Annotated in this window: 11 protein-coding genes; 8 read left to right on the top strand and 3 right to left on the bottom strand. The window is 69.3% G+C overall.

From position 1 onward, the window contains the following. Positions 1 to 16: 16 nt before the first annotated feature. The gene (locus KZ829_RS12460; RefSeq protein WP_308285453.1) at positions 17 to 475 is read right to left on the bottom strand and encodes a hypothetical protein; all 459 of its coding nucleotides are present in this window, start codon (positions 473 to 475) and stop codon (positions 17 to 19) included. Positions 476 to 632: 157 nt separating this feature from the next. On the opposite strand from KZ829_RS12460, the gene KZ829_RS12465 reads away from it, so the two are divergent. The 8 genes from KZ829_RS12465 (at position 633) to KZ829_RS12500 (ending at position 9629) form a co-directional block, all read left to right on the top strand. Next, positions 633 to 1421 (top strand): SAM-dependent methyltransferase, encoded by a 789-nt coding sequence (locus KZ829_RS12465; protein ID WP_220144004.1) that lies wholly within the window; start codon positions 633 to 635, stop codon positions 1419 to 1421. Positions 1422 to 1538: 117 nt separating this feature from the next. Then, on the top strand, positions 1539 to 2549 hold the full coding sequence (locus KZ829_RS12470) for a sporulation protein (protein ID WP_220144005.1): 1011 nt from the start codon (positions 1539 to 1541) through the stop codon (positions 2547 to 2549). Positions 2550 to 3040: 491 nt separating this feature from the next. Beyond that, a complete protein-coding gene (locus KZ829_RS12475; protein WP_220144006.1) occupies positions 3041 to 4066 on the top strand; it encodes an ABC transporter substrate-binding protein in 1026 nt (341 codons plus the stop codon). Then, the gene (locus tag KZ829_RS12480; RefSeq protein ID WP_220144007.1) at positions 4063 to 4866 is read left to right on the top strand and encodes an ABC transporter ATP-binding protein; all 804 of its coding nucleotides are present in this window, start codon (positions 4063 to 4065) and stop codon (positions 4864 to 4866) included. The genes KZ829_RS12475 and KZ829_RS12480 overlap by 4 nt, the downstream gene beginning before the upstream one ends. Next, positions 4859 to 5737, top strand: coding sequence for an ABC transporter permease (locus KZ829_RS12485; RefSeq protein WP_220144008.1), 879 nt, complete (start codon positions 4859 to 4861; stop codon positions 5735 to 5737). The genes KZ829_RS12480 and KZ829_RS12485 overlap by 8 nt, the downstream gene beginning before the upstream one ends. Positions 5738 to 5764: 27 nt before the next feature. Then, a complete protein-coding gene (locus tag KZ829_RS12490) occupies positions 5765 to 6661 on the top strand; it encodes a TauD/TfdA dioxygenase family protein (protein ID WP_220144009.1) in 897 nt (298 codons plus the stop codon). Further along, positions 6661 to 8010 carry an LLM class flavin-dependent oxidoreductase gene (locus KZ829_RS12495; protein ID WP_220144010.1) on the top strand — a complete coding sequence of 450 codons (1350 nt, stop codon included), beginning with the start codon at positions 6661 to 6663 and terminating at the stop codon, positions 8008 to 8010. The genes KZ829_RS12490 and KZ829_RS12495 overlap by 1 nt, the downstream gene beginning before the upstream one ends. A 266-nt stretch (positions 8011 to 8276) precedes the next feature. Beyond that, positions 8277 to 9629, top strand: a complete 1353-nt coding sequence (locus tag KZ829_RS12500; RefSeq protein ID WP_220144011.1) for an MFS transporter — start codon at positions 8277 to 8279, stop codon at positions 9627 to 9629. Here the strand turns inward: KZ829_RS12500 and KZ829_RS12505 are convergent. Both KZ829_RS12505 and KZ829_RS12510 read right to left on the bottom strand, forming a co-directional pair. Beyond that, positions 9583 to 10365, bottom strand: a complete 783-nt coding sequence (locus KZ829_RS12505) for a class I SAM-dependent methyltransferase (protein ID WP_220144012.1) — start codon at positions 10363 to 10365, stop codon at positions 9583 to 9585. The genes KZ829_RS12500 and KZ829_RS12505 overlap by 47 nt on opposite strands. 173 nt (positions 10366 to 10538) lie before the next feature. Then, positions 10539 to 11144, bottom strand: coding sequence for a hypothetical protein (locus KZ829_RS12510; protein ID WP_220144013.1), 606 nt, complete (start codon positions 11142 to 11144; stop codon positions 10539 to 10541). Between the last annotated feature and the right edge of the window lie 539 nt (positions 11145 to 11683).

Genomic DNA, 11683 nt, shown 5'->3' on the forward strand with positions numbered 1-11683 from the left:
CGGCCCGGATGTCATCTCAGCCGGCGGCGTCGACGATCCAGCCGATGCACGCGCAGACGCCCAGTGTGACCGCGGCCGTCAGGAGCGCCCACGCGGCCACCGCCCCCGGGTAGCGCTGCGGAGGAGCGCCGAGCGCCCCGCGCAGGAAGGACAACAGGGGCGCTCGGTACTCCAGCTCGACGGTTTTGCCCGGCAGTGCGAGCACCGTGACGTCGGCGGCGCCGATCCGGGACGGGATCAGGTACGGCACGTGCACGTGCACGTGGTGTTCCCCGAACCCCACCGACTGCACGAACCGCCCCCAGCCGGCCGGCACCGCCTGTCCGTCGATCTCCAGCACCGGAGGGTAGAGCCGCAGCAGGAAGGCGAGCGGCGCGTACCGCAGGGTGACCGCGATCGACGCGCCACCGTTGCGGCGCGTCGGATCGTCCGGCGGGAAGCCGGGGGAGAAGGGCCGATGAGGCGGGGCTTGCACGGCCAACGCTGAACCCTTTCCGAACGTCGCCCGGGCAGGATATGCCGCGAGCCACCGGCGGGGAAACCCGAGTCGATCCACTGTGGACCACGACGGGTCTCGATTCCGGCTAGGATGATCGCGGCCCGATCGCGCTCCCATTCCCGGAGGATGCCCCGTGACCAGCGACAAGGTGGATCAGACGACGGTCTCCTCGGCCCGCCGGTGGAACTACTGGCTGGGCGGCAAGGACCACTTCGAGGTGGACCGGGAGTCCGGCGACCGGATCGCCGCGGTGTACCCGGCCGTCCGCACCGCCGCGCAGCAGGGCCGGGCGTTCCACAACCGGGCGGTCCGTCACCTGGCCGAGGCCGGCATCCGCCAGTTCCTGGACGTCGGCACCGGTCTGCCCGCCCCGCAGAACACGCACGAGGTGGCTCAGCGGATCGCCCCGGACAGCCGGGTGGTCTACGTCGACAACGACCCGATGGTGCTCACCCACGCCCGCGCGCTGATGATCGGCGGCGCCACCACGTATGTCGACGCCGATCTGAAGGACCCGGCCGCCATCCTGGGCGCCGCCGAGCTGAAGGAGACCATCGACCTGGACCGCCCGGTCGGCATCCTCCTGCTCGCCGTCCTGCACTTCGTCGCCTCCGACGAGCAGGCCCGGGAGGTGGTCGCCGAGCTGCTGGCGGCGGTGCCGCCCGGCAGCTACCTGGTGGCCACCAACTCGACGAAGGACTTCGTCGACGCCGAGGCCGCCGCCCGCTACGACGCGATGCTCGCGGCCGGCCACGTCGACGCCTGGCCGCGCGACCGGGCCACGTTCGGCCGCTTCTTCGACGGCCTGGAGCTGGTCGAGCCGGGCATCGTGGCGATCAGCGACTGGCGCCCGGAACGCGAGGATCGCCCGGCGCCCTCCGAGGTCTCGATGTACGGCGCGGTCGCCCGGAAACCCTCCTGACCTTGCACGATGGTCGTACCGTTTTTGACGGGATCGTGTGGTGACGGCGATTTCTCAGCGTTCGTTCAGCGGGCGTTGCTAGTTTTCCGAGGCACCTTTTTCTAGCGGGAGAACATCGTGGTCTTCAAGAAGTTGCTCGGTGCCATCGGAGTGGGCGGGCCGAGCGTGGACACTGTGCTGTCCAACCCGAGCACCTACCCGGGCGCTCCACTGACCGGCAACGTGAATCTGGTCGGCGGCACGCAGGACGCGGCCATCGAGCACATCACCCTCGGTCTGATCACCCGGATGGAGGTGGAGGGCGGCGGCGGTGACTACTCGGCCGTCACCGACTTCCTGCGGGTCCCGGTCACCGGGCCGATGCGCCTGGCGCCCGGCCAGCAGCTGGCGCTGCCGTTCCGGATCGACATGCCGTGGGAGACGCCGATCACCACGGTCTACGGGCAGACGCTGCGCGGCATGGTGATGGGCGTGCGCACCGAGGTGGCCATCGCCCGGGCGATCGACAAGGGCGACCTGGACCCGGTGCACGTGCACCCGCTGCCGATCCACCAGCGCATCCTGGACGCGTTCGCCCAGCTGGGCTTCCGCTTCAAGTCCGCCGACCTGGAGTACGGGCAGATCTACGGCGTCCACCAGACCCTCCCGTTCTACCAGGAGATCGAGTACTTCCCGCCCCAGCACTACGCGGCGGCCGGCATCAACGAGGTCGAGCTGACCTTCGTGACCAGCCCGCACCAGGTCGAGGTGGTGCTGGAGTTCGACAAGCGCGGCGGCCTGTTCACGCAGGGCCACGACACCTACGGCCGCTACACGGTGTCGCACGGCGACGCCGACACCACCGACTGGCGCCAGGTCGTCGACGGCTGGGTCCGCCAGGCCGTCGACCGCCGCAAGTCGATGCCGGGCTTCGGTCATCCGCAGCCGGGTTACGGCCACCCGCGGCCCGGTTACGGCCACCGCGGTCACTACCGGCAGGGGGGCCACGGTCACCACGGCCACTACCGGCACCGCGGCCACGGCATGGGCGGCGCCGCGATGGGCATCGCGGGCGGTCTGGCCGCGGGCTACCTCGCCGGCGAGGCGATCGAGGAGATCGGCGAGTCCTTCGGGGACTTCGGCGAGTGATCGGACCCGCGGCCGGCGGGTGAGTTCCGGCTGAGCAGGGCGAGGTGCGCATCGTGCGCCCTCGCCCTTCCTTCTTTTCCGGTACGCCTTCGTGAGCCGGGCGTTGTCGCAGGTCACGGGCGGTAACGCCGCCTGAGTGGTTCTCATATCCCACTCACTCTATGGGAAATGTATGTGAGCTGAGTCACAAACCCGCTGACGTGGTGGTCGTCGGCGGCATACGTTGCTGACATGAACCGAAGCAAGCGCCTGACCCGGCGCCGCTTCGTCGACTACCTCCGGGTGTGTACCTGCGCCTGTTGAGACGGACGGCGAAGCCGCCGCCGTACCGGACCGCCGAGCACCGTCGCCGGCGGCCCACCTGAACCCGCCGGTTCCCGGACCGGCGCGCTGAAATCTGCCTGAGATACGCCGACGGCCACCGGCCGCCCGGCCGATGACACGCACCCCCGCACGGTCGATGACACCGGCCCGCCCCTTGAGGAGTACCGATGACCACCCGTAGATCCACACTTGCCGCCGCGCTGGCCGGCGTCCTCGCCGTCACCACACTCGCCGCCTGCGGTGGATCCGGCTCGGCCGCCGCCGCCGGCGACCAGGTCAAGGAGCTGCGCTACCAGGGCAACGTCGGCGCCGTGACCCTCGCCGAACTGGCCGCCGACCTGGGCTACCTGAGCGACGTCAAGCTCAAGTGGATCGGCAACACGATCAGCGGCCCGCAGGACATCCAGGCCGCCACCACCGGCGACACCGACTTCGGCGGCGCGTTCAACGGCGCGATCGTGAAGCTCGCCTCCTCGGGCGCGCCGATCACCGCGGTGGTCGGCTACTACGGCGTCGACGACGTCAACTTCAACGGCTTCTACGTCCTCGACGACAGCCCGATCAAGTCGGCCCGCGACCTGATCGGCAAGAAGATCGGCGTCAACACCCTCGGCGCCCACTCCGAGGCGATCACCAAGACCTACCTGGCCAAGGAGGGCCTCACCGACGAGGAGATCAAGCAGGTCGAACTGATCGTGGTGCCGCCGGTCAACACCGAGCAGTCGCTGCGCGCCAAGCAGATCGACGTGGCCGCCCTCGGTGGCACGCTGCGCGACAAGGCACTCGAGCGGGGCGGCATCCACCCCCTCTACACCGACTACGACCTGCTCGGGAAGTTCACGGCCGGCAGCTACATCTTCCGCGACGACTTCATCAGGAAGAACCCGGACACCGTGAAGACCTTCGTCGCCGGTGTCGGCAAGGCCATCGAGTGGTCGCGCGCCACACCGCGCGAAGAGGTCATCGCGAAGCTCCAGGAGATCATCAAGAAGCGTGGCCGCGAGGAGGACGACAGCCAGACCAAGTTCTGGAAGAGCTACGGCGTCGCCGGCAAGGGTGGCGTGATCGAGGAGCGCGAGTTCAGCACCTGGATCGAGTGGCTGGACCGGTCCGGTGAGCTGAAGAAGGACATCAAGGCCACCGACATCTACTCCAACGACTACAACTCCTTCGCCACCGGCGGTGCCGCATGACCGCCAAGATCGTGTTCGAGAACGTCGGCAAGACCTTCCAGGCCCGCGGCCGCACCGTCACCGCCCTCCAGGACATCAACCTCGAGGTACGCGACGGCGAGTTCCTGGTCATCGTCGGCCCCAGCGGCTGCGGCAAGTCCACCCTCCTGGACCTGCTCGGCGGCCTCAGCGAGATCTCCAGCGGCCGGATCCTGGTCGACGGCAAACCGGTCACCGGCCCCGGCCTGGACCGCGGCATCGTCTTCCAGCAGTACGCGCTGCTGCCGTGGCGAACCGCCCAGGGCAACGTCGAGTTCGGCCTGGAGGCCAAGGGCGTCGGCCGGAGGGAACGTGCCGAGAAGGCCCGCGAGTACCTGGACCTGGTCGGCCTGTCCGGCTTCCACGACCGCTACCCGCACGAGCTCTCCGGCGGCATGAAGCAGCGGGTGGCGATCGCCCGCAGCCTCGCCTTCGACCCGGACGTGCTGCTCATGGACGAGCCGTTCGCCGCCCTCGACGCGCAGACCCGCGACGGCCTCCAGGACGAACTGCTGCGGATCTGGGAGAAGACCGGCAAGACCATCGTCTTCATCACCCACGGCATCGAGGAGGCGGTCTACCTCGGCCAGCGCGTCGCCGTACTGACCTCCCGGCCGGGCCGGATCAAGGAGGTCGTGGAGGTGCCGATCGACGCCCGGTCGGCCACCGAGGACCTGCGCTCCGACCCGCAGTTCACGCACTACCGCCACGAGATCTGGAGCCTGCTGCGCGACGAGGTCGACCGCGCCCGGAGCGAGGAGTTGGAGAGCAGCCATGTCTAGCATCACCGATGTTCCGGTCGCGCTGTCGGAACGGGTCGTCCCGGTGGTCGGGGTCACCGCGTCGCCGGCCCCCGTGAACCCCTGGTACCGCAAGGGCGCCCGCTTTCTCACCACAGTCCTCACCCGGATCGCGGCGATCGGCGCGCTCGCCCTGGTCTGGCAGCTCGCCCCGCAGTGGGAGACCGCCCCGGGGGAGTACCTGGTCGACCCGACGTTCCTGCCGCCGCTGTCCGAGGTGCTCGTCGCCTGGTGGGACCTGCTGATCTCCGGTGAACTGTGGACCCACACCGAGGCCAGCCTGGTCCGCTCGGCCGCCGGCTTCGGCCTGGCCATCCTCATCGCGGTGCCGCTCGGCCTGCTGATCGGCTGGTACAGCCCGGTCGCGAACCTGCTGAACCCGCTGCTCGAGGTGTTCCGCAACACCGCGGCGCTGGCCATCCTGCCGGTGTTCGTGCTGATCCTGGGACTCGGCGAAACCTCCAAGATCTCGATCATCCTGTACGGGTGCACCTGGCCGATCCTGCTGAACACGGTCAGCGCCGTCCGTACCGTTGATCCGCTCCTGATCAAATCGGCCCGATCGCTGGGACTGGGCCCGGTGCGGCTCTTCCAGAAGGTCGTGCTCCCGGCCGCCGTGCCGACGATCTTCACCGGGATCCGGCTGGCCGGCGCCGCCTCGATCCTCATCCTGATCGCCGCCGAGATGGTCGGCGCGAAAGCCGGCCTCGGCTACCTCATCAACTACGCCCAGTACAACTTCGCGGTCCCCGACATGTACGCCGGAATCATCACGATCTCCGCCATCGGCCTGATCGTGAACCAGCTGCTGATCGTCACCGAGCGCCGCTTCTCCACCTGGCGCACCAACTAAGCCCCTCGCTTTCGGAAAGGAACGACAATGAGCATCGACATCACGCGCCTCGGTGGCCGGATCGGAGCCGAGATCTCCGGCGTCGACCTTCGTACCTCAGTGGACGACGTCACCGCCAAGGAGATCCACGACGCCCTGGTCGAGCACAAGGTCCTGGTCTTCCGCGGCCAGCACCTCGACGACGAGCAGCACCAGCGGTTCGCCTCGATCTTCGGCCCGCTGACCCTGGCCCACCCGACCGTCCCGTCCGTCGAGGGCCAGGCCAACGTGCTCGAGGTGGCCGGCGCCGAGGGGGCCCGGGCCAACGCCTGGCACACCGACGTCACGTTCGTGGTCGCCCCGCCGAAGGCCACCACCCTGCGCAGCCTCGTCATCCCGCCCTACGGCGGCGACACCCTCTTCTCCAACACCGCGGCCGCCTACGCCGACCTGCCCGAGCACCTGCGGGTGCTGGCCGACCGGCTGTGGGCCGAGCACTCCAACGAGTACGACTACGCCGAGCACCCGCAGTTCCGCTCGGCCGAGGTGGAGGAATACCACAAGGTCTTCGTCTCCACCCGTTACCGCACCGCCCACCCGGTGGTCCGCGTCAACCCCGACTCCGGGCTGCCGAACCTGTTCATCGGCAACTTCGTCACCGGGATCATCGGCCTGTCCCGTACCGAGTCCCGCGACATCCTGCGCCTGCTCCAGCACTACGTGACCCGCCCCGAGAACACGCTGCGCCACAAGTGGCAGGTCGGCGACATCGTGGTCTGGGACAACCGCACCACCCAGCACTACGCCGCCGACGACTACGGCGACCTCGCCCGCAAGCTCCACCGTGTCACCGTGGCCGGCGACGTCCCGGTAGGCACCGACGGCACCAAGAGCCGCATCCTCGAGGGCGACGAGGCCACCCACTACACCCCGCGGGTGCAGTGATGACCCGTCCCGGACAGCTTCACCTCAACGCCTTCCTGATGAGTGTCGGCCACCACGAGGCGGCCTGGCGTCTTCCGGAGAGCGACCCGTACGCCGACCTGAACGTCGAGCACTTCAAGAACCTGGCCCGGATCGCCGAGCGCGGCAAGCTCGACTCGCTGTTCCTGGCCGACGTCCCGGTCATCTTCGACCAGGTGGGCCGCCGCCCGTCCGGCATCCTCGAACCGACCGTGCTGCTCACCGCCCTTGCCGGGGCCACGCAGCACATCGGGCTCATCGCCACGGCGTCCACCACCTACAACGAGCCCTACAACCTGGCCCGCCGGTTCGCCTCCCTGGACATCGTGAGCGGCGGCCGGGCCGGCTGGAACATCGTCACCACGGCCGGCCTCGACTCGGCCCGCAACTTCAACCTCGACGCGCTGCCCACCCACCGGGATCGCTACGAGCGCGCCGCCGAGTTCGTCGACGTCTCCGTCAAGTTGTGGGACTCCTGGGACGACGACGCCATCGTCGCCGACAAGGAGACCGGCGTCTGGGGCGACCAGGACCGGATCTACCCGCCGGCACACCAGGGCCGGTACTACTCGGTGGCCGGAGCCCTCAACCTCCCGCGCTCAGCCCAGGGACGCCCGGTGCTGGTCCAGGCCGGCTCGTCGGAGAACGGCCGCAACTTCGCCGCGAAGTACGCCGAAGCCGTCTTCACCGCACACCAGACCCTGTCCGACGCCCAGGCGTTCTACGACGACCTCAAACGCCGCGCCGCCGAACACGGCCGCGACCCCGACCACGTCAAGATCCTCCCCGGGATCGTGCCCCTCATCGGCGCCACCGAGTCGGAGGCGCGCGAACTCGAAGCCGAACTGGAACGCCTGATCCGCCCCGAATACGCCCTCACCCAGCTCGCCGACCTGCTCGGCGTCGACCCTGGCGAGCTCTCCCTCGACGCCCCGCTCCCGGCGAACCTGCCGGAGGAGGAACAGATCGAGGGCGCCAAGAGCCGCCGCACCCTGATCGTCAACCTGGGCCGCCGCGAGGGCCTCACGGTCCGCGAACTGATCGGCCGTCTCGGCGGCGGCCGTGGCCACCTCACCTTCGCCGGAACCCCCGTCCAGGTAGCCGACAAACTCGAGCACTGGTACGAGTCCGGCGCCGCCGACGGCTTCAACATCATGGCCCCGGTCCTCCCCTCAGGCCTGGCCGCCTTCGTAGACCAGGTAGTCCCGATCCTCCAGGAACGAGGCCGCTTCCGAACCGAGTACACCGGCCGCACGCTGCGCGAACACTACGGCCTACCCCGCCCCGCCAACACCAACACCAACACCCGCCCACCCGCACTCCTCCCGTAAGCCCGCCCACCCACCCGGCCGCGCTGCCCAACAACATCCCAGCGCGGCCGGCCGGGGGCGTTCCGCAACACCCGCTCGGGCCGCCCAGGCAGGGCCGCGTCGCTCGGCGGCCGCCTGGGTAGGCCGTGTTGCCTGGCGATGCCCAGCGCGGCCGGGCAGGGGTGGCGTTCCGCAACACCCCACACGACCGTCCGGCGGCGGAACGGTGTTCCTCCTGGTCGTTTTGCCGCCGGTCCGCCCCGGCTGTACCGATGGAAGGTTTGATCTTGAAACCCGGCGCCGCGCTCGGCGGTCTCTGTCTCGCCACGACGGCCTACTCGGTCCTGCAGTCGCTCGTCGTGCCCGCCCTCGGCGTCTTCCAGGACGAGCTGAACACCACGCCGTCCGCGACGGCCTGGCTGCTGACCGCCTTCCTGTTGAGCGCCTCGATCTCCACACCGGTCCTCGGCCGGCTCGGCGACATCCACGGCAAACGCCGCATCCTGATCGCCGCCCTCACCGCCATGAGCCTCGGCGCCCTGACCTCCGCACTCGCCTCCGACCTGCCGGTCATGGTCGCCGGCCGGGTAGTGCAGGGCCTCGGCGGCGCTGTCTTCCCACTCTGCTTCGCCCTGGTCAGAGAACACCTCCCGGCGCCCGGCCGCCCCCGCGCCTTCGTGATCATCTCCACCGTGATGAGCGTCGGCGGCGCCGCCGGCACCATCACCGCCGGCCCCATCCTCAGCCTGCTCTCCTCCCGCTGGCTGTTCCTGATCCCCGCCATGGTCTCCGCGCTGGCGATCATCCCGGTGATCCTTCTCCTGCCGCCCGGCAAGCGCGCGCCGCTCAACACCCGAATCGACTGGTACGGAGCCGCACTCCTCGCCACCTGGCTGGGTCTCCTGCTGCTGGCCATCAGCCGCTTCGGATCACCCGGCTGGCACTGGCCCCTGATCGGCGCCACCATCCTCGCCCCGGTCTGGTGGCGCGGCCAGCGACGAGCCGACCAACCACTCGTCGACCTGCGAACCCTGGCCCTCCCGACCGTCCGCGCCACCAACGCGGCCACCCTTCTGCTCGGCTTCGGCATGTTCGGCTCCTGGATGGTGATCCCGCTGCTGGTGGCCGAGAAGTTCGACGCCGGACCCACCGTCGTCGGCCTGGTGATGGTGCCGACCGCTGTAGGCAACCTGCTGATCATGCGGGTCTACCGCCGCCTCACCGCGCGCCAGGGACCACGCGCCGCCCTCGCCGCCGGCATCGCCATCGCCGGTCTCGCCTACCTCGCCCTCGCGGTCGGCCACCAGACCTTGGCGCAGGTCTGCCTGGGCATCCTCGTCATGGGCGCAGGCATCGGCCTGGCCTTCGCGGCAGTCGGCGCGCTCGTCGTCGAGGCGGTGCCGAGTGAGCAGACCGGGGTGTCCGCCGCCGTCAACACCGTGATGCGCACCGTCGGGGGCAGCCTCGGCACCGCGGTCGGCGGCTCGGTCCTGACCTGGTCGCCGGGCGAGTCCTCCTACACCACCGTCCTGCTGCTCTACGCGGCCGCGCTGGCCGGCGCCCTGTGCTGCGCCATCCGAGTGCCGCGGCCGGTCACCGTATCCGGCGGGCCAGCCGAAGCTCGGACAGGTACCGCTTGACGATCCGCCCGCCGTGCTCCTCGTCGATCAGCCGGCCGATGCCCTCCAGCAGGGCGGACTGCTCTGGTCGTGGCATCGAGCGGGTGGTCGAGTAGGTGAGCAGCAGATCCAGATACTCCGACGTCGTGTAGGTGGCGTCCCACTCGTACCGATGAAAGGTCGCCGGGCCGAACCGGTCCGACGTCGCGATCTCCGCATCGTCGTGTGGGATGTCCCGAGCCGGCTCCAATCGCAGATTCGGCGGGGTGCGCGGGTCGTAACGCTCATACACCCGCTGTGCCGCCGCGAAGAACACCTCGGTGCCGCCCTTGATGTGATGGGTCGCGACAGTGGCCAGCAACCCACCGATCCGCAGCGCGTCCGCCGACCGTGACACTCGGGTGGCCGGGTCGATCCAGTGGAAAGAGGTCGCCGCGAACACCACGTCGAACGGCTCCTCCGGCAGCGTCCACTCCTCGAAGCTCCCGATCACGATCGTCACCGCGGGATGGTCCACCAGGTTTCGCTGTGCTGCCGCCGCGAGCGAAGCACCCAGCTCGATCCCGGTGATCCGGTAGCCGAGCTCGGCGAGTGACACCGTTGCCTTGCCCGTCCCGGGTCCGATCTCCAGCACCCGCGCGGGCGGTAGTGCCCCCGCGGCTGCCAGATCCTCGAAGACCTGCGGTGGATAGCCCGGTCTAGCCCGGTCATATCGCTCCGCGTCCTCGTCGAAGACTCGCCGCAGCTCCGTGGTCATCTCCGCTCCCTCCATCGACCTGGAACCCAGTCTGGCCCTTCTCGGCCTTCCACGCCTTGCCCTGTCGATCCAGGGATCGCGCCTCCTAGGCGGAGGTCGCAGAGGTCATGGAGGTCGCGGAGATCGGGGCGGCGAGCCTGTCGACGGCTCGGTGGCTGCCTGGGCGGCCCAGGTCAGAGTTCGGCCAGAGCGGTCTGGCGGCGGGCCTCGGCCACATCCGCCATCAGTTCGTCCCAACGGGGGTCGGGGCGGAAGTGGGCCAGCCGGATGCTCTTCGCCGCGCGGGCCGACGTGTACTCCCACCAGGCCGCCACCCGCACCGGCCAGAGGCCCATCCGGACGGCGCCGGCGATGAAGCACCGGTGCGCCAGCAGGGTGGCCGCCAGGATCTCCGGATCCAGCTCCAGCTGGGGATCGTCGATCGCCTTACCGAGCGCACGTACGTCCCGGTGCATCTCCGAATAGCCCAGGAGCCCCGGCATGGCCGGGACCAGCAGCTCGTCCTCCGGGTCCACCAGATCATCCGCGTACGCCGGCGTGAAGACCACATCGTCCACCGTGATGATGAACGGCAGCGACTCGTGCCCGCGCCTGATGTCCACCTGAACCGCCGGCGCCCCGGTCGGGACCGACACCTCATAGGCGTCCAGCACCTCCCGGAACAGGATCCGAGCCGTGTCTCCGATCGCCGGCACATGCACGGTGACCACCCCGGGCGCCGCGGTCACCTCAGTACCGGGCACCTCGCTGATCAGGTCCGCGAGCTCGTCAGTGCGCATGCGTCGGTTATATGCCCTCGAAGCATCCCTGTGGGGCCCCGCCTCGCCCATACCTCGGACAGGCGCTGATCGGTCTGACGCGATCGGAGTTGAGGATTTACCGCGACAAATCGGTGTGACGGGCGTCGCGGGACCCCCGATTTGGAGTTGCGAGGGGCGGCGAGTAATGTTGTCCGAGCCGCCAGGGAGACGGGCGAGCGAGCGGGACCCGATTCAGGGGCCCGGCGCGGCCGTCCTGGAGGAACCTCAAACAAGATCGCACGATCTAGCATCGTGCGTCTGTTGGGGTGCCTGTGCAGTTTCTGTGGTGCTGAATTCGGTTGCGAAACGCGGATTTGACACGGCGGAAACGGCGGGTAAAGTAGAGCGAGTGCCCCGGAGAACGGGCCGCGAATGCGGAGCGGTTCGAAGGTGTGCGGTTGTTCTTTGAGAACTCAACAGGGTGCTTGATAAGCCAGTGCCAATTATGGCAATACCCCGGCTCATCGTTTAGGCGATGGGTGGGAGATTCCTTTGGCAACATTTATGTTGCCGGGACG

This window comes from Actinoplanes hulinensis, assembly GCF_019429605.1.
Classification (GTDB): Bacteria; Actinomycetota; Actinomycetes; order Mycobacteriales; family Micromonosporaceae; genus Actinoplanes; species Actinoplanes campanulatus.

Coding starts and splice junctions, on each gene's coding strand:
- KZ829_RS12505 (WP_220144012.1), bottom strand. CDS start 10,365: ATGACCACGGAGCTGCGGCGAGTCTTCGACGAGGACGCGGAGCGATAT.
- KZ829_RS12475 (WP_220144006.1), top strand. CDS start 3,041: ATGACCACCCGTAGATCCACACTTGCCGCCGCGCTGGCCGGCGTCCTC.
- KZ829_RS12510 (WP_220144013.1), bottom strand. CDS start 11,144: ATGCGCACTGACGAGCTCGCGGACCTGATCAGCGAGGTGCCCGGTACT.
- KZ829_RS12480 (WP_220144007.1), top strand. CDS start 4,063: ATGACCGCCAAGATCGTGTTCGAGAACGTCGGCAAGACCTTCCAGGCC.
- KZ829_RS12485 (WP_220144008.1), top strand. CDS start 4,859: ATGTCTAGCATCACCGATGTTCCGGTCGCGCTGTCGGAACGGGTCGTC.
- KZ829_RS12490 (WP_220144009.1), top strand. CDS start 5,765: ATGAGCATCGACATCACGCGCCTCGGTGGCCGGATCGGAGCCGAGATC.
- KZ829_RS12495 (WP_220144010.1), top strand. CDS start 6,661: ATGACCCGTCCCGGACAGCTTCACCTCAACGCCTTCCTGATGAGTGTC.